At 42.3% G+C, this 25,925-nt stretch carries 18 protein-coding genes; 15 read left to right on the top strand and 3 right to left on the bottom strand.

Going from position 1 to position 25,925, the window contains the following annotated elements:
- Position 1: 1 nt before the first annotated feature.
- The 6 genes from AC3CIA_RS10220 (at position 2) to AC3CIA_RS10195 (ending at position 6,176) form a co-directional block, all read left to right on the top strand.
- Positions 2-1,507 (top strand): transglycosylase SLT domain-containing protein, encoded by a 1,506-nt coding sequence (locus tag AC3CIA_RS10220; protein WP_488518083.1) that lies wholly within the window; start codon positions 2-4, stop codon positions 1,505-1,507.
- A gap of 25 nt (positions 1,508-1,532) precedes the next feature.
- Positions 1,533-1,703 carry a hypothetical protein gene (locus AC3CIA_RS10215; protein ID WP_488518082.1) on the top strand — a complete coding sequence of 57 codons (171 nt, stop codon included), beginning with the start codon at positions 1,533-1,535 and terminating at the stop codon, positions 1,701-1,703.
- 2 nt (positions 1,704-1,705) lie between these two features.
- On the top strand, positions 1,706-2,512 hold the full coding sequence (locus tag AC3CIA_RS10210; protein WP_065204880.1) for an ETEC_3214 domain-containing protein: 807 nt from the start codon (positions 1,706-1,708) through the stop codon (positions 2,510-2,512).
- A gap of 58 nt (positions 2,513-2,570) precedes the next feature.
- Positions 2,571-3,548 carry a DHH family phosphoesterase gene (locus tag AC3CIA_RS10205; RefSeq protein WP_065204879.1) on the top strand — a complete coding sequence of 326 codons (978 nt, stop codon included), beginning with the start codon at positions 2,571-2,573 and terminating at the stop codon, positions 3,546-3,548.
- A 223-nt stretch (positions 3,549-3,771) separates the two neighbouring features.
- Positions 3,772-4,698, top strand: coding sequence for a LysR family transcriptional regulator (locus AC3CIA_RS10200; protein ID WP_488518081.1), 927 nt, complete (start codon positions 3,772-3,774; stop codon positions 4,696-4,698).
- Between the two features lie 224 nt (positions 4,699-4,922).
- Positions 4,923-6,176: a D-amino acid dehydrogenase gene (locus tag AC3CIA_RS10195; RefSeq protein WP_171310820.1), complete on the top strand. Its 1,254-nt coding sequence runs from the start codon at positions 4,923-4,925 to the stop codon at positions 6,174-6,176.
- Positions 6,177-6,316: 140 nt separating this feature from the next.
- Here the strand turns inward: AC3CIA_RS10195 and AC3CIA_RS10190 are convergent, their stop codons facing one another.
- Positions 6,317-7,096: a type 2 periplasmic-binding domain-containing protein gene (locus AC3CIA_RS10190; RefSeq protein WP_237300154.1), complete on the bottom strand. Its 780-nt coding sequence runs from the start codon at positions 7,094-7,096 to the stop codon at positions 6,317-6,319.
- Between the two features lie 500 nt (positions 7,097-7,596).
- Here AC3CIA_RS10190 and AC3CIA_RS10185 point away from each other — a divergent pair, with 500 nt between their 5' ends.
- The 6 genes from AC3CIA_RS10185 to AC3CIA_RS10160 all read left to right on the top strand — a co-directional run bounded on the left by AC3CIA_RS10185 (position 7,597) and on the right by AC3CIA_RS10160 (position 16,742).
- Positions 7,597-9,231 carry an ABC transporter substrate-binding protein gene (locus AC3CIA_RS10185; RefSeq protein ID WP_054547309.1) on the top strand — a complete coding sequence of 545 codons (1,635 nt, stop codon included), beginning with the start codon at positions 7,597-7,599 and terminating at the stop codon, positions 9,229-9,231.
- A 55-nt stretch (positions 9,232-9,286) separates the two neighbouring features.
- Positions 9,287-10,261: an ABC transporter permease gene (locus AC3CIA_RS10180; RefSeq protein ID WP_048659636.1), complete on the top strand. Its 975-nt coding sequence runs from the start codon at positions 9,287-9,289 to the stop codon at positions 10,259-10,261.
- An 8-nt stretch (positions 10,262-10,269) separates the two neighbouring features.
- Positions 10,270-11,259: an ABC transporter permease gene (locus AC3CIA_RS10175; protein ID WP_054547310.1), complete on the top strand. Its 990-nt coding sequence runs from the start codon at positions 10,270-10,272 to the stop codon at positions 11,257-11,259.
- Positions 11,259-12,212, top strand: a complete 954-nt coding sequence (locus tag AC3CIA_RS10170) for an ABC transporter ATP-binding protein (protein ID WP_054547311.1) — start codon at positions 11,259-11,261, stop codon at positions 12,210-12,212. The genes AC3CIA_RS10175 and AC3CIA_RS10170 overlap by 1 nt, the downstream gene beginning before the upstream one ends.
- A 10-nt stretch (positions 12,213-12,222) precedes the next feature.
- Complete coding sequence (locus AC3CIA_RS10165; RefSeq protein ID WP_054547312.1) at positions 12,223-13,212, top strand: ABC transporter ATP-binding protein; 990 nt, start codon at positions 12,223-12,225, stop codon at positions 13,210-13,212.
- Positions 13,213-13,298: 86 nt separating this feature from the next.
- On the top strand, positions 13,299-16,742 hold the full coding sequence (locus tag AC3CIA_RS10160; RefSeq protein WP_488518080.1) for a hypothetical protein: 3,444 nt from the start codon (positions 13,299-13,301) through the stop codon (positions 16,740-16,742).
- A gap of 89 nt (positions 16,743-16,831) precedes the next feature.
- Here AC3CIA_RS10160 and AC3CIA_RS10155 read toward each other — a convergent pair whose 3' ends face one another.
- Positions 16,832-17,827: a LacI family DNA-binding transcriptional regulator gene (locus tag AC3CIA_RS10155; RefSeq protein ID WP_146455857.1), complete on the bottom strand. Its 996-nt coding sequence runs from the start codon at positions 17,825-17,827 to the stop codon at positions 16,832-16,834.
- A 548-nt stretch (positions 17,828-18,375) separates the two neighbouring features.
- On the opposite strand from AC3CIA_RS10155, the gene AC3CIA_RS10150 reads away from it, so the two are divergent.
- Both AC3CIA_RS10150 and AC3CIA_RS10145 read left to right on the top strand, forming a co-directional pair.
- The gene (locus AC3CIA_RS10150; RefSeq protein WP_488518079.1) at positions 18,376-19,974 is read left to right on the top strand and encodes a family 16 glycosylhydrolase; all 1,599 of its coding nucleotides are present in this window, start codon (positions 18,376-18,378) and stop codon (positions 19,972-19,974) included.
- Between the two features lie 454 nt (positions 19,975-20,428).
- Positions 20,429-21,760, top strand: a complete 1,332-nt coding sequence (locus AC3CIA_RS10145; protein WP_488518078.1) for a carbohydrate porin — start codon at positions 20,429-20,431, stop codon at positions 21,758-21,760.
- Between the two features lie 320 nt (positions 21,761-22,080).
- Here the strand turns inward: AC3CIA_RS10145 and AC3CIA_RS10140 are convergent, their stop codons facing one another.
- Positions 22,081-22,959 (bottom strand): helix-turn-helix domain-containing protein, encoded by an 879-nt coding sequence (locus AC3CIA_RS10140; RefSeq protein ID WP_171314174.1) that lies wholly within the window; start codon positions 22,957-22,959, stop codon positions 22,081-22,083.
- A 142-nt stretch (positions 22,960-23,101) separates the two neighbouring features.
- On the opposite strand from AC3CIA_RS10140, the gene AC3CIA_RS10135 reads away from it, so the two are divergent.
- The gene (locus AC3CIA_RS10135) at positions 23,102-25,915 is read left to right on the top strand and encodes a glycoside hydrolase family 3 protein (RefSeq protein ID WP_488518077.1); all 2,814 of its coding nucleotides are present in this window, start codon (positions 23,102-23,104) and stop codon (positions 25,913-25,915) included.
- The last annotated feature ends 10 nt before the right edge of the window (positions 25,916-25,925 follow it).

Here is a 25,925-nt window from a genome sequence, read left to right as displayed (position 1 = left end):
TATGTATAAAACGATCACCAAAACAGGGTTAGCGATAGCAATCTCTATGGCAATTAGTTTCCCTACGCTTGCGGTGTCAGATAACCAGAAACAGCAGTTAAACAATGCAGTGGTTAATGCCAGTCAATCCCAAGAAGAAAGGCTCAAAGAGTTCCATGCTTATGTAAATGCGTATTTGGATGAGTATGAACAATGGCGCGACGAATACACCAATCAGCTTGATGAACGTCGTACAGACCTTATTAAAACGTGGGGTGAAGGGGAGGTTTCTTCTCAAACCACACAAGTTGAATACTCCCAAGGTGATCAAGTTAAAACCGCTGTGGATTATGAAAATAATACGGCGACCGTTTCTGTTTTAGTTGATAAAGACAGCAGTGCAGAAGAGATTGATGATCTTGTAAAGGGAATCCCGGTGGAAGTTGCAGGGCAAGTGGTAGAGCTATCAGACTTGAAAGCTCAAGACCACGAGGCTTTGTACTCTTGGGAAAAAGAGCAACAAGAAAAGGACTTTGTAATCGAACAGACGCGAAGTCAAATGAATGAGCTTGATGTTCAAGCTGAGCGTCTTATTCAATCAAACACGGGCATTCCGGATTCATTCATTTATCAGCGTGCTCACAACAAAAAACTGGCACTCCTGAGCAAAGCGCAACAGCGTATTGCAGCACAGACTAAGCTGTACGATGAAATGCGTGCTAAACACGGAATTGAAGTAACACGACTAGAACCTCAGGTTGAAATCGTTGAACTGGTTGAAAAAGTAGAATCCCCTAAGGAAGTCGTGAAATCAGAGCCAGTTGCAGAACCAAAGCAACCTTCGAAAGTGGTTCAAATGACCGTAGAGGGCGCAGCTGAAAAAGCACCTGAAACTCACGCTGTGAAACCTCAGCCTGGAGTGGAAGTGGCTGCTACGCCAGTGAAACCTAAAAAGGTGGTCACCTACAAAGTTAAACTTCCTGAAAACAGCTTAAAAGCGCGCGCAAGCAAATACAGTGCTTTAGCTGAGAAAGAAAGTAAAAACTGGGAAATAGATGCAGCACTGATTATGGCAATTATGCATTCTGAATCCGCTTTTCGCCCTGATGCTAAATCACACGTACCAGCGTTTGGTTTGATGCAAGTGGTACCAACCAGTGCGGGGCATGACGTGAACAAACAAGTTCGCAATATCGATGCGCCAATGAAGGTTTCGGACTTGTATCAGCCTGTCATCAATGTTGAAACCGGTACCGCTTATTTGGATATCCTAAATAGTAAGTATCTGCGTAAGATTGAGAATGATGAAAGTCGTTTGTACTGTGTGATTGCGGCTTATAACACTGGCGCTGGTAACGTTGCCCGGGCATTCAACAAAGATCGCTCAACGAGTATCGGCAAAGCATCCAAAGTGATCAACAAAATGACTCCAGAAGAGGTGTACAACCACCTAGTTGCGAAGTTGCCATACGATGAAACCAAAAACTATTTGAAGAAAGTGAACAGTCGTATCGCATTATATAAGTAAAACTTTTGAAGAGGTGAGACTAAATATGTTTAAGATTTTTGCTTTATTTTTCATCGCTATTGGTATTTACCTAGGCCTTAATTACAGCGACGAAATTGAAGATATCATGGACACCGATGCTTTTGATCGAGTGCAGGAACGTGCTGAAGATGGCAAAGATGCATTGATGGATACAATTGATGAGATTAAAGGTTAAAAATGTCTGAAGAACAGAGTGCTGATATTTCTAAAGATATTCAAGACGAATTACAAGAACTGCAAGAGACACAAGAGTCTCTGTTAGAAGAGCAAAAGAAAGGCGGTCTAGCTCGTACCATTGGTTTGGTATCGGTTATTTCTATTGCTTTGGGTGGCTTTAATGACAGCTTTGATGCATTGGAAAAGATGTTCGACTTTGGTCTTTCTCAAATGACAGATATTCCATCTCATAGAAAGCTAGAGAGAATATATATTCGTTCATCCGCTGAAGCTTTAGATCAAACTTTTGGTGCGCCTGTCTATATCAAACGCGCTTCAACGAATGACGTCATTAAGTATTACCAAGACGATAACTTCATTCTTTCTGCAATTACCCGAGATAACGCTATTGTCGCTTACCTCGTCTTTCCTGATCAAGGTTTTGTACCTGAAACACGAGAACATGCAGGTGGTGTAGAGTTTTTCAATCAGCCTTTTAATACCATTGAAAGTGTTAATGAAATTCGAGCGTCGTTCGCTAGAACTGGTAATTATTACATTGAAGAAAATAACGGTGGGGAATTCGGCTATCTCTATTCTTCAATTAGTGGCGTTAGTGAATTTATTGCGCCAATGACCAAAGGTAATAGAAATTTGCTTGCCGCCGTCGTTGACTCATTAACGATGGATGAAGATGTAGTAACGAGCGTACAGTCTTTGCGATTGAGCGCCAAACCAAACTTTTATGGTTACAGTACGTTAGGTGTCGATGCGCTTGAAGAAGCGATTTTATCGAGTGCAGAGTACCGTTTGATTCATAAGAGTTAACCATTAACACATTAGCTCTGGCTTCTTACAAAGCTAGAGCTTTATCAGCAGTTGGATTATGGCAAATTCAAAATTCGATACGTTTCTAGAAAGACTCAAAGGCAATAAACGAATCATTGTCCAAGCTCATGACTTCCCTGACCATGATGCATTGTCTTCGGCGTACGCTCTAGCTTACCTATTAAAAAAGGAAGGATTTCAAACATTTATTACCTTCCATGGCTACATCGATAGAGTGTCCCTTAGGAACCTAATTGATTGGTTGGAGATTCCAATCTATGAACCAAAAGACTTGAAGCTACAGCCTGACGACAAGATCATTGTTGTTGATGGCTGTATTGGTGAAAAGAACGTTACCGATGTTCCAGGTTTAGAAGTCGCAGTGATTGATCATCACCAAGTCAAAGTACCTGATTTTGTATGGTACTCAGATGTGCGAGCAAATTATGGCGCAACAGCAACCATGATGGTTGAGTATTACCGCTATTTTTCTTTGCCGATGCCACAAAAAATTGCAACAGCACTATTGGTCGGTTTGAGCTTTGATACCGCTAACTTTACTCGGGCTGTAGGAGCGGCTGATCTGAAAGCACTGCTGTACCTTCAAGAGAGGGCAGACAATGCCATGGTCAACAAGATTTGTCGTAATCAGGTCGAGTTCCACGAATTGCAACTTTTCAATTCAATGTTGACTAACTTACGCCGTGAAAAAAATGCAGCATTTGCGGTGCTTCCTGAAGGTTGTCCTAAAAATATGCTCGGTGTATTAGGAGATTTTCTATTAAGTGTTGATGAGCTTGATATCGTCGTCCTCACTGCTAGGAGTCATGAGAAAACCTTTATTTCTCTTCGTTCAGAGTGCTCCAATAACAATGTCGCCAATATAGTTAAAAGAGCACTGAACGATAAAGGGATTGGCTTTGGAGGTGGGCATTCTCACATGGCTGGTGGCATCATCAACAGCAAGTTTCAGAAAAGTAATGAACTAGATTACATCTATGATTTGATTCGACCGAGTCTAGTACTCAGCGTTTAAACGGTTTGCTGACAATACCGGGTACCTTGAAATCAGTTTGATAGAATTAGTGTTGTGTCTAGAACAAACGGTACAACGTGTATCAACGGTTGATGTGCAGGCTTGAAGTGACTCGGTGCACAAGTTAGTAAGTGCAAACGCGATCTTGATAAATTGGGATACATGTTCGTAGCAACTTTATGAGACGCTTGAATCAGTGTCAGTTGAATCACAAGGAAGTTGAATGCACCACTTTAATATCCGCGCGCTGGAATACCTTAATGCTTTATCGAAATACGGGTCGTTACGTAAGGCATCTAAGATGATGAACGTTGACCCTGCCGCGATGAGTAGAATGCTGACACAGTTAGAAGCGCAAGCGGAAATGAAAGTATGGGAGCGCAATAACCGCCAATCACTGTTAACCGAAGCGGGTAATGAACTGCTGAATTACTACCGTTCCATTGTTCGTGGAGAGGCCGCAGTACTTGCTCGACTAACCAAGCTTAAAAACCTCAAAGGAGGCAATGTCAGCATTGCCATCGGTGAAGGGTTCATTACCAACTTGGTGTCAAAGCCGATGCAAACCTTCATGACTCGTTATCCTGATATCAACCTTTCTATTGAGATTGCTGGGGCATTGGACGCGGTCAAGATGTTGGAAGATCAACAGATAGATTTTGCGATAACCTATGCTTCTGCTCCACATCCTAAACTGCACTCCCACGTTGAACGTAGCCATCCGCTGGAATTGATTGCTCCGAAAGGACACTTCCTTACGATGAAAGAATCGCCTGTGGTAATGCAAGATATTCAAGACGCCTCTCTCGCCTTGATTGATAATTCGACCGGCATGGGGAGGCTGGTAAAGCAGGCCGAACAAATTTCCCATCTTACCTTGCAGCCAAAGCTTCAAACTAACTCGGTGACCGCACTGACTAACTTTGTTTCAGCAGGTTTGGGTGTAACCTTTATGCCCAAACTCACCGTGATCGATGAGATAAAGTCCGGACAGATTGAAGTGGTTGCGACCGAGTTGGATATCTTATCGAAGGCAACCGTTAAGGTTCAATCTTTGAAAGGCCGCGCACTCACGCTACAGGCCGAAACCTTGTTAGATTTCTTACTTGAAAACGCCACTTTCTTGAGTCATGACGCTTACAATATCTAGGCATAGTAGATTTATGTAACGATCCCTCCCAAGCTCCCAAATACCGCAAATGTCACAGTTCCAAACTGCCGAATTCGTTTTTAAGTAGAATTGAGTTTTTGTCAACGCTATCTCTATTGTTAAGTCAACATATGCGGAATAAGTTACAAAGCATTAACGAAACGAGTTTTAGACTGACAGCTGTGTTCGACAGGTTTAGCTTTGTCAGGTATTAGGGGAAGAGAATGGAAGTTATTGTAATTGGCAGCGGTGTTATTGGGTTGACTAGTGCTTGGTACCTGGCGAAAGAAGGTCACTCGGTGACGGTTATCGATCGTCAAGATAGCAGTGGTAAGGAAACCAGTTTTGCGAATGCTGGCCAAATCTCTTACGGCTACTCCTCCCCATGGGCCGCCCCCGGTATCCCTTTAAAAGCGATGAAGTGGCTCACCCAAGAACATGCGCCATTAAAAGTGAAACCGTCACTTTCTCCTGAATTGGTTTCTTGGGCGTCTAAGATGCTCGCCAACTGCAATGAAGCCAAATACGCACAGAATAAATCGCGCATGCTGAGAATCGCAAATTACAGTCGTGATTGTCTGACTCACCTGAGAACCAGTGAAGAACTGGCTTATGAGGGCAGACAGAAAGGGACGTTGCAAGTGTTTCGAAGCGAGAAGCAATTGGATTTCATTCAGCAAGATATGAAGCTGCTTAAAGAAAGTGGAATTGAGCACTCGTTGTTTGATGTTGAGCAGTGCCTATCCATCGAACCTGGTTTATCAGACGTGAAAGATAAGCTCGTAGGTGGCCTGTATTTACCACATGATGAAACCGGTGATTGCCATCAATTCTGTTTAACCTTAACTGAGAAAGCCAAGCAACTCGGTGTTAGGTTCGTGTTTGATACTGAAGTGGTCAAGCTCAATCATCAGAATCAAACCATTGAAAGTATTACCACGACTCAAGGTGACTTCAAAGCGGACGCTTACGTAGTCGCGTCTGGTAGCTATTCTCGTGATCTGTTGAAGCAAGTCGACCTGTCTATTCCTGTCTATCCAGTCAAAGGGTATTCGCTGACATTGCCTATCGTGAATGCTGATAAATCGCCGACCTCTACCGTGATGGATGAAACCTACAAAGTGGCGATGACTCGTTTTGATGACCGCATTCGCATTGCGGGTACGGCAGAGCTTGCTGGTTTTGATTATCTCATTCCTGAAAAACGTAAAGCCACGATTGATATGGTGATCAAAGACCTCTTTCCTCAAGCCGGGGATTTTTCTAAGGCAGAGTATTGGACAGGACTAAGACCAATGACGCCAGATGGCACGCCTATTATCGGCAAGACTCCGATTAAGAACTTATTTACCAATACGGGCCATGGAACATTAGGTTGGACGATGGCGTGTGGTTCAGGAAAGATCTTGGCAAGCGTAGTCAGTGGTTCTTCAAGTGATATCAAAACAGATGACTTGAGTATTCATCGTTATCTATAAATGTACGTAGTTAATAATGTAGCCTCTACTCTGGCTCAATGACCCTAGATTAAGATCGTTTCGAGGGTCATTGTGTTGTTTTCGTAACTTTTCGATAGATTTAGGGCAAGTTAGGGCTCTATTGTCATTACCATTTATGTTTATGAGGCGAATTGAGATTGAAATGCTCCAAACTCGTCAGGCAACTCTGGATTGGTGAGGTTAATGATCTTACGGCTTTCTAGTCTAGTTGAGCTCACCACATTTCCAAAATGCTGGTTAAACAGTGAATCAAACTCACCACTGAATATGAAATCTTGAAGCTTATCATCCAATAATTGCGCAAATTGCACTTTGTCTGGGTGTACATAAAAGACCAAAGGAAGAGGGTAATAAAGCAAGGTGCTTTCTTCTATCATTAGCCCTTCCAGCAAGCTTGCGTGTTCTTGGTATATACTTTCTACTTCATTGGCGCCGAGTGACACATAATCACATTTTTTATTTGAGAGAAGTTTAAGAACCTCTGGTAACGTTCCTTGCTCTAGTACTCGATATCCATTTGCTCTAAACAGCTCAGCGTCAGCCCATGTCGCCGGAACTCCAGCTGTCAGTGATTTCAATTGATCACTATGGATATGATGGAATGTAGGTTGATCTTGTTCCCGAACGACTAAAATACGGTGCCCAAGTAATCCTTTGCAAATTGGAGAGTTGAGCTTGATTAAAGGTTTGTTTGCAAATTTTTTGTTCCCTGCGACTGTAACGAGTACGTCATAATCCTTGTTGAATATATTCCCCTCATCCTCTGCTCTCGGAAAATCGGTCTTGTCGTCGTGAACGACAACAGATTCATTTGAATTCCAATTCAATAAGCTGCGGATCAATTCGAATTCGTAGTGCTGTCTTTTATTTGATTTATTGCCATTCCAAAAGTTAAACATATCTGTCCTAAGGGCTAACTCATATTTTAATCTTGATATGCTGTCATAGGTTTGAAATTCAAGAAAGCGCTTTCTTGAGTTTTTGAGAGGAGCATAGATAGTTGGAGATTATGAAAATGGAGAACGGTGATGAAAAGACTATTTGAGAAAGCGTACAAGCTGATAAATGACAAAGAAAATAGATGATCATTATTCATGATGAGGTCACTTTGGTGCTTTATTTAATTTACTGTTTTATAAAGCTTTTATTGTTATATTGGTAATTAATGTGATGAATGGCACTGTTATATATATCCGCTCTCTGTCTGTTTTAAATTTGTGATCTATGGTTCGTTTCATTCAATTGTAAGTTGAAGAATCATAGAATCAGCTTATTATCCACCCAAAGAAAGCGGTTTCTTGAAATGAGTAACCGATAGTAAATACTAAAGCACCCCCTTTTTTTAAAGTTAAAAGAAAGCGCTTTCTTTCTGGTTATTATCATTAAAAAGGACAACGTGATGCACAAAAAGACATTGATTGCTTCGCTCGCTATTGGAGCTTTATTTGGAGCATCTGTACAAGCAGATGAAGTAAAGCAGGGCGGTACGCTAACGGTGCCAATTATCAATACTGGCTTTGTTGAAAACTTCAACCCGTACACAACTAAAGACCTACTTCACGGTGTGATGTTTGAACCTCTAGTTGTATTTAACAATATGACGGGTGATGTTGATTACCGATTAGCTGAATCAGTTGAATTTTCAGAAGATCTTAAGACACTAACTCTTAAGCTTCGTGAAAACCTGAAGTGGTCTGATGGTACTAAACTAACAGCAGAAGACGTTGTGTTTAGCTTTATGCTAACTAAAGACGCTCCAGCATTTGACCAAAAAGGTATTTGGTCAGCGGGTAACCTGCAAGAAGTTACTGCTTCTGATGAGAGAACCGTTGTCTTCTCACTGGCGGAAGCTGATTCTACTTTCGCTTGGAACCTAGAGCGCTACCACGTTGTACCGAAGCATATTTGGTCGAAAGTTGAAGAGCTGACAACGTTCACCAACTTGAACCCAGTAGGCAGTGGCCCAATGACCACAGTTAAATACATCAAGCCGCAACAGATGGAGCTATGCCGAAACCCTAATTACTACCTAGAGAACCGCCCGTACCTAGATTGTGTGAACTTCCGTTCTTACAATGATAACTCTCAAATCCAACCGGCCTTAATTAAAGGTGAAATTGATTGGGGTTCAAACTTTATCGCTGACGTTGAGTCAACGTTTGTTGGTGTTGATAAAGAAAACCATCATTTCTGGTACCCCGCTAACGATGCGATTCATCTTTACGTAAATACTAAAGAAGCGCCTTTTGATGATCTTCGCGTTCGCCAAGCATTATCTATGGCACTTGACCGTGAAACTATCGTCGATATTGCAGCTTACGGCTACCCAACGCCTAACTACAATGCTGGTGGTATTGCTGAGCTTTACGAAACGCATATCGACAAAGCTGTATCTGCTAAATACGCGGATCTGACACAATACGACGCTGAAAAGGCGAAAGCTTTACTTGACGAAGTTGGTCTAGTCGATAAAGACGGGGATGGATTCCGTGAAAAGAAAAATGGCGAAGCATTTGAGTTCGACATTGAAGTCGTTGCGGGTTGGACTGACTGGATTCAAGTTGTTCAGATGGTATCTGAGTACTACGAAGAGGTTGGTGTAAAAGCGAATATCAAAACGGTTGACTGGTCTGTCTATGATAGCAACTTGAAAGACAGTAAATACACAATGTCTATCAACTGGTCAATGGTTGCGACTAACCCAATCTTGGCTTATCAAGAGTACTTCTCGACATCACGTATCGGAAAAACTTGGCATGCTGGTCATGGCGTTAATTCACCAGAGATCGATGCATTGATCGATAGCTTCGGCAAAATTGGTGACGCTGAACAGCAAGAAGAAGTGTTGAGCGAGCTTCAAGAATTTACGGCTAAAAATCTTCCGTTTATTCCTCTGTTCTCTAACCCGACTTGGTTCCAGTACAGCACTAAGAACATTGTCGGTTGGCCTAGCGCTGAAAACCCATACGTACAACCAGTATGGTACGACGGTGGTAAGCGAGTAATCATTCTCAACAACCTACACCTTAAGTAAGTTATTTCTAATTTGGCCGTAACGTAAGTTGCGGCTCTTAGGTTAAAAGATATTTATGTCATTTCTGTTTCGTCGATTCGGTTTTTATTTCACAGCCTTTCTGATTGCTATCTCGTTTAACTTTATGTTGCCTCGCTTAATGCCTGGTGACCCAGTAGATGCTCTGTTTGCTGCTGCTCAAGGTCGTATGGATCCAGCTCAGATGGATGCGGTTCGTGAGATGTATGGTTTTGTTGATGGTAATGTTTTCGAACAATACTTTGCATATATGAAGAGTGTATTTACGCTTGATTTGGGGCCGTCTATTTTGATGTTTCCTATTAGTGTTTCTGATGTGCTTGCTATGGCACTGCCGTGGACTATGTTTCTGGCGCTTGGTTCGCTCATTGTCGCTCTCATCATCGGTGTCAGCATTGGAACTTATGCGTCATATCGACGTGAAGGGCTGTTTGGGCAAATTGTTCCTCCAGTCTTGGCTTTTATTAGCAACTTTCCGTATATCGTAACCGCGTTACTGTTGTTCTATTTCTTCGGTCTAAAGTTAGATTTACTACCTTTGGCTTACACTTACGACCCGTCACTTGAGCCCGGTTTTACGTGGGAATTTGTTTCTAGTGTGGCTAAACACGCGGTGCTTCCAATGGGCTCTATGGTCTTGGTTGGAATCGCAACATGGGTCTTCAATATGCGTAATGCGATGATCAATGTCTTGGGAGAGGATTACGTGACAATGGCTGAGGCCAAAGGCTTGAGCAGCTATCGTGTGATGTCTCGATACGCTGGTCGAAATGCCATTCTTCCTGTCGCGACCGCTATTGCTATGGCAATCGGCTTCTCATTCGCTGGCTCAATCATGACTGAAGTGGTCTTTAACTACCAAGGTTTGGGCAACATTCTTCTTAAGGGAATTGTGGCGCGAGATTATCCTTTGATTCAAGCCATTCTTCTTATTTTAGTGACCGCAGTGCTTGTTGCTAACTTTATCGCCGACTTACTGTATGTCTGGCTTGATCCACGAATTTCGAATTGAGGCACATCATGGATAACTTAATTGACACTCAAAAAATTTCGAAGCGAACAAATATACCGGCACGTGAGCCGAAATGGTCGTGGAAAAATGTAAAGAAAACATTAGGTAAAGCCTATGCTTTTTTCTACGGTAACCCACCAGCAATCATCGGTACTTTTTTACTTACGATAGTTTTAGCTGGTGCACTATTTGCCCCTGTTTTATCAACGCACAATCCCGAAAAGCGTGTTGCGCGCCCGCATGAAGCACCAAGTGCTGAACATATTATGGGCACAACTCGTAGTGGACGAGACGTGTATAGCCAAGTTCTTTTTGGGGCGAGAAAGTCACTGACTGTCGCGATCTCTGCGGGTGTAATTGCAATGACTATCGCAGTTTTAGTCGGCGTTTCTTCTGGCTACTTTGGCGGAAAAATTGATGAGCGCTTGAACTTTATTACTAACGTATTTCTCGTGTTTCCGCAGCTACCCTTGCTGATTGTTCTCGCTGCATTCTTAGGGCAAGTCGGTTCGTTGGTTATCACTATGTTGTTAGGAATAACCTCTTGGCCTTGGGGGGCGAGGGTAATTCGTGCACAGACCATGGCAATTAGAAGCAAAGAATTTATCATTTCTGCAGAGGTTATGGGTGAATCAAAAATTCGTATTATTTTAGTCGAGATTTTACCTAACTTAGTTTCGATTGTTTTTGGTGGCTTCCTTGGCACGGTTATCTACGCAATGGGGTCTGAAGCTGGTCTTGGTATTTTAGGTTTAGGTGATGCAACGGAAGTGAGTTGGGGGTCAATGTTGTATTGGGCACAGACATCTTCGTCGCTATATACCGGAGCATGGTGGGAAATGATGGTTCCTGCATTAGCGTTAGCGATTACTGGTGGTGGATTAGCACTGATTAACATGTCCATTGACCAAGTGAGCAACCCTAAATTACGTACGGGCCCACACATCAAATTGTGGCACAAACTTAAAAAAGAAGCAGACAAACGCCGAGGTTTATAATGAGCAAGCTACTAGAAATTAATAATCTGTGTGTTGATTACGTTTCTCCTAATGGTGTAGCGAGAGCCGTAAACGACGTAAGTATTTCCATTGCGCCCGGAGAAACGCTCGGTATTGCTGGTGAGTCTGGTTGCGGTAAAAGTACATTGGCTTTTGCAATATCAAGGCTCCATAAAGCACCGGCTCTTATCTCTGAAGGCGAGATACTTTACAAAGGGCAAGATGTTTTAAAAATGAATAACAAGCAGTTACGTGACTTCCGCTGGAATGACGTTTCTATTGTTTTTCAAAGCGCAATGAACTCACTTAACCCTGTCATTACTATTGGTGAGCAGTTAACGGACGTTATTCTCGCGCATAAAAAGACACCTTATAAGCAAGCTCATGAGCGTGCGGTTGATTTATTAGAAACGGTCGGGATGCACGGCGATAGAATGTCGAGCTTTCCCCATCAACTGAGTGGGGGAATGCGCCAGCGTGTTGTTATCGCAATTGCATTGGCGTTGGAGCCTAAACTGATCATCATGGACGAGCCAACGACGGCACTCGATGTGGTTGTTGAACGTGAAATATTGAATGAACTGTATGAGCTTAAGAGTAAGTTTGGTTTCTCCATTCTATTTATTAGCCATGACTTAAGTTTGATGGGTGAGATTGCTGATCGAATTGGCGTGATGTATGCGGGTAACCTTATTGAGTTAGGTGATGCTAAAACGGTATTTAGTGACCCCAAGCATCCTTATACCAAAGGGCTTATCTCTTCATTCCCGACTATTCACGGACCAAAAGAACGCTTGTATGGGATCCCTGGAAATCCCGTCAACCTACTCGACACTCCTCAGGGGTGTAACTTCCAAGAGCGATGTGGCGAATGCATTTCAATGTGCATCAAAAGTGAACCTCGTTTAGGCACAGTTGCGACTGGGCATCACGTATCTTGTCATCTAGTTTGAGCGAAAGATTATGAATACTTTAAATAACGTTGATAAAAGCGAAGTTATCTTATCAGTTAAGAACTTGGTAAAAGATTTTCCACTTGGCCAGTCAGTGAAAAGCAACATGATGCGAGCGGTTAATGATGTTTCATTTGATCTTCGAAAAGGAGAAGCATTAGCGATTGTTGGCGAATCTGGTTCTGGAAAAAGTACAGGTGCTCGAATTCTTACTCGCATTTACGATAAAACTGCTGGGGATATTGAATTTAAGGGCGAACCATTATCTGACTATATTGAAAAACATGGTGAGCTTGAATATGCACGCCAAGTGCAAATGATTTTTCAAGACCCGTTTGGCTCGTTGAATCCTGTACACACGATTTACCACCATATTGCGCGGCCATTACTTATTCATAAGCGAGCAGAAAAAGATGCGGTTCCTAGCCTTGTTTATGAACTCCTTGAAATGGTTGGGTTGACGCCAGTAAAAGAGACAGCAGAGAAGTACCCCCATGAATTGAGTGGTGGACAACGACAACGTGTGGCTATCGCACGTGCAATTGCAGTGAGTCCTGAAGTTATATTGGCGGACGAGCCTATCTCAATGCTTGATGTGTCCGTTCGATTAGGCATCTTAAACCTAATGGCTGACTTGAAAGATAAGCATGGTATTTCGTTTATGTACATTACTCATGACATCGCGACGGCGCGTTATTTTGCTGAGAAAACGGCAGTTATGTACGTTGGACATATGGTGGAGTGGGGCAATAGCGACAATGTAACGCAGAATCCACAACACCCATATTCTCAGCTGTTGCTTTCAGCGGTACCTGAAGTCGGTAAATCAGGTAAGCGCGATATGAATGTGAAAAAGGGCGATATCCCTTCTTGGAAGCCAAGTAGTGTCGGTTGCCCGTTCGCAAGCCGTTGTATGAAAGCCGATAAGCTTTGCACGCAATCGATCCCAGAACCGACTCAAATTGCAGAAGAGCATTTTGCTCGCTGTCATCACCTATAAACCTATAAACCTTTAATCCTTTTTTGAAACGCAAAAAGAAAGCGCTTTCAAAAATTTAAAAGTAAGAATCTTTTTGGAATTTTGATATGAAAAAAGACAATAATTTCACATCTGAAGTCGATGGCAAGTTCGTTGATTTAGATGGTGAGCGTTACTACCAAATCTCTAATGTTGACCAAATGACGCCGTTTTTTATTAGCGTTGTATCGTCGAGCGATCACTGGTTATTTATTTCATCGACAGGCAGCCTTTCAGCAGGACGCATTCGTCCGGAAAATGCGCTTTTCCCTTATAAGTCTGTCGACCATATTCATGAAAACGCTGAAAATACCGGGTCGAAATCCATTTTTCGCATTGAACACGGTGACAAGGTTGTACTTTGGGAACCGTTCAACACGTTTCATGATGGGATTTTCCAGGTTGAACGTAACCTTTACAAAAATACGATTGGAGACAAGATCGTATTTGAAGAAACAAACCATACTTTGCAACTGAAATTCCAATACAGCTGGAATACGAGCGAGAAATACGGCTTTATTCGTCGTTCAAAGCTGACCAATTTAGCGAGCTTCGAGCGTAAAGTTGAAGCGCTAGATGGCTTACAAAATATACTACCTTCAGGCGCTCCACTATCAGCACTCCAAACAAGAAGCGCATTAGTTGATGCGTACAAGTGGAATGAGCAAGTTGATGGTAGTTCATTAGCACTATTCAGCATGTATGCCAAATTGAGCGATAGAGCGGACCCTGCTGAATCTTTGCTGGCGACGACAGTCTTTAGTTTAGAAACAGAAACTAGCCAAATTTTACTGACTAGCACTCAGGTGAATGCATTTAGAAAAGGGCGACCGATTGAAAGTGAGCCTTTGACTAAAGGGATTAGAGGAAGCTATTTAGTTCATAAGTCTCTGACACTGCGAGCACATCAAACCAAAGTTTGGTCGATTGTCGCTGATATAGACAAGACTCATTCCGATATCTGTCAGCTTCAATCTGAGCTCTCTGTTCCTGCTAACCTAGTATTAGCTTTAGAAAAGAGCATTGCAGATAATCAAAATGAATTGATCACATTGATGTCTGGCGCGGATGCGTGGCAAATAACAGCTGAAGAAAATACAAGCGTTCACCATTATGCCAATGTGTTGTTCAATAACATGCGTGGTGGCGTGTTTGAAAACGGCTATATGTTAGAAAAGGCTGACGTAGTTAAAACTATGGAAAAGGCCAACTCTCAGGTAGTTGGCCGCCATCAAGACTTTTTTGAACAGTTAGGGGAGGTTTTCAGCCATTCCGAATTAGTTTCGCGCGCTAAAGCGACAGGAGATTCTCAATTAGTTCGATTGAGCTATGAGTATCTACCGCTTACTTTTGGACGTCGTCATGGTGACCCTAGTCGCCCTTGGAACCACTATGAGATTAAGCTCAAAGATGAAAATGGCGAACGCTTACTTTCTTATCAAGGCAACTGGCGTGATATTTTCCAAAACTGGGAAGCGATGGCTCTTAGTTATCCTGGGTTCATCAAATCATTCATCTCTAAGTTTGTTAATGCTTCAACGGTGGACGGCTACAATCCGTATCGAATCACTAAAGATGGTGTAGATTGGGAGCTGTTAGAGGCGGATGATCCTTGGAGTAACATTGGTTACTGGGGCGATCATCAAATCATCTATCTATTAAAATTCCTTGAGCTGGCAGACAAATTTGAGCAAAGCGATCTTATCGAATTACTAGAAAGTGACATTTTTAGTTATGCCAATGTGCCTTACGAGCTTTGTGGAGTGCAAGGTCTCTTTGATAACCCTAAAGATACCGTAGAGTTCAACCAAGACCTGCAGGAACTGACAGAGCAACGTGTCAAGAGTTTAGGCAGTGACGGTCGCTTGTTGATGACGGGTGACCAAGAAGTTTATATGGTCAACTTAATGGAGAAGATACTCGTACCTTTGTTGGCGAAATTGAGTAACTTAGTGCTTGATGGTGGTATTTGGCTCAATACACAACGTCCAGAATGGAATGATGCAAACAACGCTATCGTTGGCAACGGTCTGTCAATGGTAACCTTGTACTACATGCGTCGCTATGTTGCCTTTATGCAGCGCCTGTTAGAGAAGTCACCATCTTCATACAGTATTTCCAAAGAAGTGTTTGAGTGGATGTCTTCTGTTACACAGATTGTTTCAGAGGCAAATACAGAGATTCGTCAAGATACGGTAACTCGTCAAACTCGCAAAGCAATGCTGACTAAGCTGGCTAAATCTGCTGCTAACTATCGTGAGCGTGTTTACCGAGTAAATGGATTTTCAGGGAAAACGAAAGTTGAGAAAGAAGCGATTGTTCAATTGATGGGCGCGAGCTTAAAAATCCTGGATTCTACGATTACAAACAACTTGCGTGAAGACGGTTTGTATAATGCGTATAACATCTTGAGTTGTTCTGGTGAGAGCTTAATGGTTGAAGAGCTTTACCCGATGCTAGAAGGACAGGTTGCAGTATTAAGTTCGGGTCTATTATCACCTAAACAAGCGGTTGATTTGTTGGATAAATTGTTTGCCAGTGATATGTATCGTGCTGATCAAAATAGCTTCATGCTTTACCCTGACCGCGAGCTGGCTTCTTTTATGGACAAAAACTGTTTAGACGCTAAAGACATTGATCAGAGCAAATTGTTAAGCATGATGGTTGTTGCCAAAGATAACAGATTAGTAAACCAAGACAGCAAAGGTTCTTACCATTTCAATTCAAGTTTTGAAAACAAAGGTTTCCTTCAGACTGCGATTGATGAAATTAAAGCCGATTACCCGTCAATTAGTGATGATGAATTTTGTCATGTATCTAGTTTGTATGAGCGTGTATTCAACCATAAAGCCTTTACTGGGCGTTCGGGCACCATGTTTGGTTATGAAGGTTTAGGTTGTATCTATTGGCATATGGTTTCTAAGTTGCTGCTAGCTGTGCAAGAAAATTATCAGCATGCTTGGAGTATGGATTCTAATAGTAAGGAAACTCTTAAATTAGCGGATTACTATTACAAAGTGAGAGCTGGTATTGGCTTCAACAAAACACCGGAAAACTACGGTGCGTTTCCGACGGATCCGTATTCTCATACGCCAAAGCACTCTGGAGCACAGCAGCCAGGGATGACAGGGCAAGTTAAGGAGGAAGTGATTACCCGTTTTGGAGAGCTAGGTCTAGAGGTCGTTGATGGCACTATTGTAATTAACCCATCACTTCTTAATCCTAAAGAGTTCTTGCAAAAAGCGGCGACTTTTGACTGCCAAAATATTGAAGGACAAATGCAGAGCTTTATTGTTCAGGCTGGGCAACTGGCGTTTACTTACTGTCAGGTACCATTTATTTACCAACTCAATGATGAGCCAACACAGGGTATTGAAGTTCAGTTTAAAGACGGAACAAGTGAGGCATTTGCATCGTTAACGCTAAATCATGAAATGGCTTCACAGCTCTTTTCTCGTAGTGGTCTCATTGAGAAAGTTGTTGTCGTATTGTCAAAGCACCAGTTACTCTAATTCTAGTTTAAAGTGAAATAAAAAGGCTCTAAGTGAATACTTAGAGCCTTTCTTATAAGTGTAAAAATAGGGTGTTTGATTTACGAAAATCAAAGCTTGGCCACGGACTCTCTTACAATCAATGTCGGGGTTAATTTGTGCTTCAATGGGTAGTCGCGTTTATTAATTAACGATAAAACACCTTTTGCAGCTTCTTCTCCCATTTCATGGACAGGAAAGTCGACCGTCGATAAGCGAGGACGAATATGCTGGCTATGAGTATCGTTATCGAAGCCTACGACCGAAAGGTCTCGCCCAATAATGAGGTTTCGCTCTGCTGCTACGTCATATACCGCAAGTGCAATGTTATCGTTTTGACAGAAAATTGCGGTGATCTCCGGGTCTCGATCTAACAAGCGTCGCGCAGCGTCGTGGTTGCCTTGATGATCAAAGCGCCCCTCTACAAACAGCCCTGCGTTGTATTCGATACCGAACTCTAACAAGGCATTTCGATACCCTTGAAAGCGATCTCTACTATCAACTTTACTCAACTGGCCTGTTATACAAGCGACTTTTTTATGCCCGTTTTCAAGTAAGAGCTTCGTTGCAAGGTAGCCACCAAGCTCATTATCAATGTAAATACAGCGATCAGAAATCTCAGGAATAAAACGGTTGAGAACAATCATTGTTTCACTGCCTTTCGCTATTTTGATCAGTTCGTCATCACTGAGCTTGTCTGAGTGAACAATGAGGCCATCCACAAGTTTAGATTGCAAAAACTGGATGGAGTCTAGCTCTTTGGTGCGTGATTCTTGGCCACTGGTAACGATCAAGTGGATATTGCTCTGGCGAACAGTATCTTCAGCCGTGTGCATTAATGGGCCATAGAAAGGGCCATCAAGTGAGCCGACTAACATGCCGATACTATTTGAACGGCTAGATGCTAGAGCTTGGGCAAATGCATTCGGTTTGTAACCTAACTGCTCAATCGCTTTGAATACTTTTTCGCGATTGGCCTCTTTTACCGTAGGGTGACCATTCAATGCTCTTGAGACGGTTGATTGAGAAACTTGAGCAAGTTCAGATACTTCTTTAATGGTGATCAATGGTAGTGGCCTTATCTCTATTAGGAGTTAACTAAGCTATATTACCTTTGTGGTTTGCACGAGCCTAGTAATCCAATGATTAATATTTGAAAACTCTGAACTGCTTAACGCTTAATTTAATTCTTAAGCATACAAAGTAAGATAACGGATATTTTCATAGACACCATAAAATATCAAGAAAGCGTTTTCTTTGGTGCTGTTATCAAAGAAAACGTACTTTTTGAGTATTGAACAGATATTTTTTAAAAAGACACCAGTAAATATAGGCCTCTTAGGAAATTAATTCATCGATCCGCAATGAAATTTAATTGGGGTTCTGCTCGAATTACAATCAATTTTAACAAAATGTGAAATCAAACAAGAAAGCGCTTTCTTTGGGTGATCATGGTCTCTTTTTAACGCTAGGCACTTTTATATACTCATTTTCATAAAGGCGAGCATGGTATCTCCGTGTCATGTTCGTAAGTCACTCATTAATCGATTTTATCTTTATGGGGCACCCATATTACGTGTCGCCTGTTTGGAAGGTCGTGATACAAGGAGCTGTAATGCAACATCTCAACACTCAGGTAAAAATATTAGCGTCTTTGACTACCGCGGCATTGATGTCCGGTTGTACGACGGTAGAACTACCGGCTTCTGGCAGTGCCGACTTAGCTCAAACCGAAAAGCCGATTGTGCTATCCCATTTACCGGTTGTTTCAAGCTCTGATTGGCAATTGGTGTGGGAAGACCAGTTTAACGGTGAGCAAATAAATAAACGCAATTGGTCATTAGAAGCGAACTGCTGGGGAGGAGGGAACAATGAACAACAGTGCTATACGGATGATCCGAATAACGCGTTTGTTAAAGATGGCCTTTTACACATTGTCGCGCTGAAGAAAAGTCATACTGGGCCTGATAATGCTGAAGGCTCGCTTGGTGGAGCAACGAAGACTCTTCCTTATACCTCTGCGAGATTGAGCAGCAAAGGCAAGCGTGACAACAAATATGGCCGTTATGAAATCAGAGCAAAGTTACCTGGTGGACAAGGTTCATGGCCCGCAATCTGGATGCTGCCAACCGATAATAAATATGGCTCATGGGCAGCTTCTGGCGAAATCGATATTATGGAAGCGGTTAACCTAAACACACTTTCAGATGCGGCGGGAGCGAAAAATGATGATCTAGAGAGCCGAGTCTATGGGACGTTACATTACGGACGAAATTGGCCAGACAATGTTTATAAAGGGCAGGCCGCGATATTGCCAAATGGTGTGAACCCTACTGATGGCTTCCATACATACGCGATTGAGTGGGAAGAAGGTGAAATTCGTTGGTATGTAGACAATATTCATTACGCGACTCAAACTCAAGAGGGTTGGTACAGCCAATATGAAGCGGAAGAAGGGAAACTCATTAATGCGAGTGGAGCAGCTCCGTTTGATGAAAAGTTTCATTTGTTATTGAACTTGGCTGTCGGTGGGGCGTGGTCAGCAAACGCAAATGATAAAGGAATCGACGAAGGTTTGTTTCCGAAAACAATGCTAGTTGATTCAGTAAAGGTTTACCGTTGTAAGGTTGATCGTTGGAAAGGAAAAGGGTGTGCAAGTCGTTCTGAACACGCAATACAAGTAATCGGGCACGAAGCTCCAGAGATCTTAGCAACCGATGATAGTTATGCCGATGGACCAACGTTGGAGATTTTTACCGAAACTCTTAACGCAAGCTTGGCTTATGCAAGTTATGACCCATTGGATATTGTTGACTATCAAGAACTGACCGAACCAGATCGTGGAACAGTGCTACAAGTGAATAAGAGTCAAGGAGCAGGAAATATCTATTTTCGTTCTCCTGTAACGGATGTGACACATTGGCAAGAAACGGGTGAACTGGTCTTTGATTTGAAAGTTGAGAGTATGGCTGATGGGGTTGAACTACTGGTTAAGATGGACAGTGGCTGGCCGAAAACAAGTGACTATACCGTGCCGCTATCAGTAATGAATGAATGGAAGACGGTACGTATTCCAATAGCTGACATTTTAAAGAGAGACAACCGTTTTGCTGGTGGGAATCAAGCTGATCCTACAGTGATCACTAATCTTTTAGTGTTTGAGCCTCAAGGAGAAATGAGTTTTAAATTAGACAATATTCGATTTGAAAAGTAAGCCTTTTAACTAGTTACTTTTAATCAAAGCTTGAATAGAAAGGGAGCATACTATGTATGTTCCCTTTTTTTTGCGATGATTTTTGCGGGAGGAAATCGTTTATGTGCTCGAGGAAAATTCTGCGTGATTGAACGGACCGATACGTTCTTATTATGTGGTCAGTGATATTTTACTTAGTTCCATAATTGTTCAAACAAAATACTTAACATCTTGGGTTTTTGTGACTCACGCATAAGAAAGCGCTTTCTTTGTTGGGTTTGATCACGGTTTATATTCACAGGATCGATTTATACTCTTTCCATACCAACTGAGCGGTTAAAGCCAATAAGATTAAGAGTGCATAGTAAATGTGGGCTTAGATTTGATCTTCTTTAAATCTGTTCGATTGGTTTTTTTAAGAAAAATAAAGAAAGCGCTTTCTTTGTGAAAGTATAATTTAGAACATGGAGTTATTATGAAACTTTCTAAGCTTACCCTTGCTTGTTTAGTCGCTACAGCTGGCTTGTCTACTGCACCTGCTGTACATGCCGAAAAATCGGATGGATTTGAATTTCACGGTTATTTCCGTGCTGGTGTTCTATTCAGTGAAAATGATGATTTTAAACGTGCAAAGTTCCCTGCATCTAAAGAGCGTTTAGGTCGATTGGGTGTTGAGTCGGATAGTCACTTTGAAGTTGCACTGCAGAAAAATTTTGAGAATGACGGTGGTCAGAAAATTCGAATCAAAACACGAGCTGCAGCCAACAATGCGGAATATGCAACCAACCAGCTTGGTGCCAATGCCGATGCAACCAACAGCGAAATTGGTATGGCAGAAACTTTTGTCGAGTTTGAAGGTGTATCTGAAACCGGTGTTGTATGGGGGGGTAAGCGCTTTTATGGTAAAGATAATTACATCTTTATGACCGACTTTTTCTACACGGATATGTCGGGTACTGGTGTTGGTATTGAAGGTGTTGAGCTAGGTGGTAATAAGTGGGACTTTGCTTACATTGCAAGCGATGATTCTGGCGATACAAGTTTCTGGGGTGACAGCAACAATATCATGCATGCACTTCATGCTGGCGTGAACTTTGGCAATGTTGAACTTCACGCTATGGCTAAGTATATGCCAGACAATATGGTCGATTTAGGTTTTGGTAATGGTCCAGAAGCATTCGCTGAGAATGGCTATGAAATGACGGCAATTGTTCACACTGAGTCTGTCTTTGGGTTGTCAGATAAAGGCTTTACAAAATACATCGCGCAGGCTGGTAAAGGCTTAGGTTCGGGTAACCTTTTAGGTGGTACTCTTACAACTTACAACACGTACAAGCCTGGTAGCGACTATCAAAGTTGGTTAACGACAGGCACGGGCTGTGGGACGTCTTGTTTGAAGGCTGTTGATGAAAACGATGTATCACTACGTGCTTTAGCATGGGGTGGGTACTTTTTTGACAATGGTGTGAATATTTTCCACTCTCTTCAAACCCAGTACAACGATTTTGACAATGGCGACACAGACGGCTGGGTATCAGCAATGGTGCGACCAACGTTCCCAATTTCAGAAAACTTCTTTATCGCTACCGAAGCTGGTTACATGTACAACTACGAAGACCGTAATGGTGAGTCAAAGAATTCTTATGATTACAAGCTAACAGTAGCACCGACTCTAGTTGTGCACTCTGGCTTCGGTCCATCTCCAGAAATTCGCTTTATGGCATCTTACCTTGATGGTGAAATGCAAGACGGCACGGGTAAAGAGGGCGACTTTGTTGTAGGTATTCAAGCTGACATGTGGTGGTAGAATTTTTTACCTTCGGGTCTTAAGTGATATCGAGCATACCGGGGGAGTGGTATGACGGCCTTGCCTTTAGGGCGGGTAAGGTTCTCGATATCCCTATTTATTGCAATAGTTGATCTCTTTCCTAGCAGCACAAAGAGTTTCATTTTTATTGCTATGAGTCTTCCATATTTGAATTTCTTTTCAAATGTGTTCTTGCCAAAGATACTCATTGACCGCTTCGAAAGAAGCGGTTTTTTTATGTGTGACATATCTAATCTTTTAATCTTTTAATCTTTTAATCTTTTAATCTTTTAATCTTTTAAGGTTTAAGGGGCAAAGGATTATGAGTTATGGGAAGAATGTTGCTTTCTAAATTCTCGAGGGCTGCATCCATTTTGGGTCTTAAAACACTTGGAGAAATAATTGCTGTCAGAAAAGCCGCAAGACTCAGCAATGTGTTGGATGCTTTTGTTGTCGTTTAACAATAAGGTTGCCGAGTGTCTAATTTGAAGGCCTTTGATGTATTGGTTCGGGGATGTATTTAAAAACTGCCTGAATAACCTTTCTAGTTGCCTTTTGCTGATATACGCCGCTTGTGCAATGGCTTCTGTATCTAATCCTACTTCTTTGTAATGACGGTCAATATGTGCGAGAGCACGGCTCAATGCTAGGGTTGTTTTTGGTAAGCTATGGGTCTGTTCTTGATATCGCCGAGCAAGTTCTATCGCAAGTTGCTGCATTGTGCTCGTCAATATGATTTCAAACCCCTGTTCTGCATTGTCGTATTCCGATTTGATTTGTTGTAGAAGTTCATTGATTCGTTTCAACTGAGAAACTGATAACGTAAGCTTTGCTTGATATTCCGACGCTTGTCGAGCAATCGGTTCTACCTTGAAAAGTGCTTGATAGCCCGGCATTTGACGCATTGAAGGAACCTCAAAAAAAGGCAATGCCGTATCAAACATCAAGTTTACAATCTTCAGTTTATTTACTTCACAAAATCCATGTTCAATATCCCCATTAATAACAAATACATCTCCTGTACTTAAAGGGTAAGTGTGGCTAGCTACCGTATGCTTCCCGCTACCACTCACAACTAAGAAAAGTTCAGAAAAGTCATGGCTATGTACGTCAAAGTCGAAATTGTGATGACCATCGACATAGGCAAATTTTATCTGGGGATATCTCTGATGACTTTGGAGTCTAAATTTGGTTTTCATGTCGCTATTTTACCCATAACTGTCGCTTATTTGGTAGTTACACGCCGTAGTTAAGATTACTATTTTTTGAACAAAGACAATATTAACTTTTAGAGCGAGAGGTCAAATTTTTGCTCTAAGTAAAAAAATGGTAGGACTCAAAATGGATACTGTGGAAATTCTCGAAGCACAGAAGCAGCTTGCACCAATAAGTCGACAAGCGGCTACTGAGGGCATTGTGCTACTAAAAAATAGTGATTCAATATTGCCATTGCAGACTAGTGATACGGTGTCTCTTTTTGGTCGATGTCAGATTGATACCTACCGAAGTGGCACTGGATCGGGTGGAGCGGTGAATGTGCCTTATTCCGTAAATGCATTACATGGCTTGCATGAAAATCCAAACATCAATCTTAATCTCAGTTTGGTGGAGGTATACCAACGTTGGGTCAAGGACAACCCGTTCAATGACGGCGGTGGTGGTTGGGCAGTAGAACCTTGGTTTCAAGATGAAATGCCTCTTTCAACTTCAGCTGTGATGGATGCTGCCGCCAAATCTAACAAAGCCATTATCTTTATCGGTCGAACGGCGGGTGAGGATCAAGACAATGCACAGCAGCAAGGCAGTTACAATTTAACCGCGCTCGAAATGCAAATGTTGGAGAAAGTGACGGGACATTTTGATGATGTCATTGTGATACTGAACGTGACCAACATTATTGATATGTCATGGGTAAGCTCACTCAAAGATGCAAGGTCGATCAAGGCGATTTTGTATAGCTGGGCTGCAGGGATGGAAGGTGGGCATGCATTAGCTGATGTTTTATCAGGTGATGTTAGCCCGAGTGGACGTTTGACCGACACTATTGCGCACTCTTTATCTGATTACCCTTCCAGCGCTAGCTTCGGAAATAAAGAGCGTAATCTGTACCAAGAAGATATCTATGTTGGGTACCGATACTTTGAAACCTTTAACCCAAAATCCGTTCAATTTGAATTTGGTTTCGGGCTTTCCTACACCAAATTTTCAAATAAATTAAATGCATTAACGATTCTTGGATCCGGCTCTGAACAAGAGTTGGTCTTCGATATTGAAGTTAAAAACATAGGCGAGAAATACAGTGGTAAGGATGTTGTTCAACTGTATGTTGAATCGCCTCAAGGCCTGCTGGGGAAGCCATCTAGAGCACTTACAGGATTTGCAAAAACACCTACTTTGGATCCAAACGAAACAGCACGTGTGAAGGTTTCATTTCTTCTATCTTCGTTAGCGTCATTTGATGATAGTGGTAAGACGGGCCACCCTAATAGCTATGTACTTGAAGCAGGGGAATATCAGTTCTATTTGGGAGGCAGCGTTCGACAAGCAAGGCTGGTTGACGAAAGCATAAAAGTTGATGAACTAATAGTTGTTGAGCAACTAACGGAAGCTCTGGCACCCGTCACCGCTTTTAAAAGGCTCGTTCCAAAAGAGATAGGGCAAAATGGGGTTTACAGTTGCGACTATGAATCTGTGCCACTACGAAGTGTAGATTTGAGCAAACGTATCCTAACTGAACTCCCAACTTCGATTCCTTTTAGTGAAGATAAGGGAATCAAGTTGCTTGATGTGAAGCAGGGACAGGCGAATATTGAGGCGTTTGTATCGCAAATGACGGTACAACAGCTGGCGACAATTGTTCGTGGTGAAGGCATGTGCAGCCCCAAGGTAACCCCTGGCACGGCTGCGGCTTTTGGTGGTGTATCACCAAGCTTGTTTGATTTAGGTATCCCTATTGTTGCGGCTGCTGATGGCCCATCGGGTATCCGAATGGATAGTGGACACAAAGCATCACAAGTCCCGATTGGCACGCTATTGGGCTGCACATGGAATACAGAACTGAATGAACAACTGTTTTATTTAGTAGGGAAAGAGATGCAAGCCAATCATATTGATACATTGCTTGGGCCTGGGATTAACATTCATCGTCATCCTTTGAACGGGCGAAACTTCGAGTATTTTTCTGAGGATCCTCTTTTGACCGGAGCTATGGCGGCGTCTCAGGTTTCTGGGCTTAGATCTGCAGGTGTGTCCGGTACTATCAAACATTTGGTTGCGAACGACCAAGAAACTGGACGATTTGATGTTGATAGTGTGGTTTCTCAGCGAGCGCTCCGTGAGATTCATCTAAGGCCTTTTGAAATAGCGGTAAGGCAAGGGCGAGCTTCAAGCATTATGACCGCTTACAACCCCATCAATGGTCACTGGGCTGCATCTAATTACGACCTCAATACTACTATTCTTCGAAAGGAGTGGGGCTATAAAGGGATAGTGATGACGGATTGGTGGGCAAAAATGAATGACCCAATCAAAGGAGGTTCTGAAAGCCGAAGTTACACATCCTTTATGCTTCGCTCTCAAAATGATCTGTATATGGTCGTTGAGCACGATGGCGCTGAAAGTAACGCATCAAACGACGATACATTACAGGCGCTTGAAAATGGGATGTTGAGTTTGGGAGAGTTGCAACGAAGCGCGATAAATATCTGTCGTTTTATTATGGAATCCCCTGCGATGGGTCGCCCATTGGTCGCTTTTGATCCAGTTAAGGGCTTTGAGGCGACGAAAAACTCAGACAGTTATCAGGACAAGATTGATGGTGATTTTTGTCAGCTTACTACCGAGCAACGTGTAACAGTACTACCACTTAATACCCAAGAAAACCGGAGCATTGTCTTGTACGTTAAGCATGCAGGCGTGTATCGATGTACGGGTATTGTTCATTACGATAGCGGTACCTTGGCTCAATCTGCGTGTAGTTTAAGTTTCAATAAGGTGTATGCGATGTCTCTATCAGTGAATGGTACTAATGGCGAGACAGTTTCAGTTGAGGGGCTTCCTGTTAAGCTGGATAAAGGCTTTTATTCGTTGGATATTGAATTCATCAAATTAGGCTTAGAATTAGAGCAATTAGAATTCTCGTTTATGCCTGAATAGGGCTGAGGGA

This window comes from Vibrio sp. QJM3NY_27 (assembly GCF_057785955.1).
The sequence above is the reverse complement of the archived record's forward strand: the minus strand, read 5'-3'. Positions and strand labels throughout refer to the sequence as shown.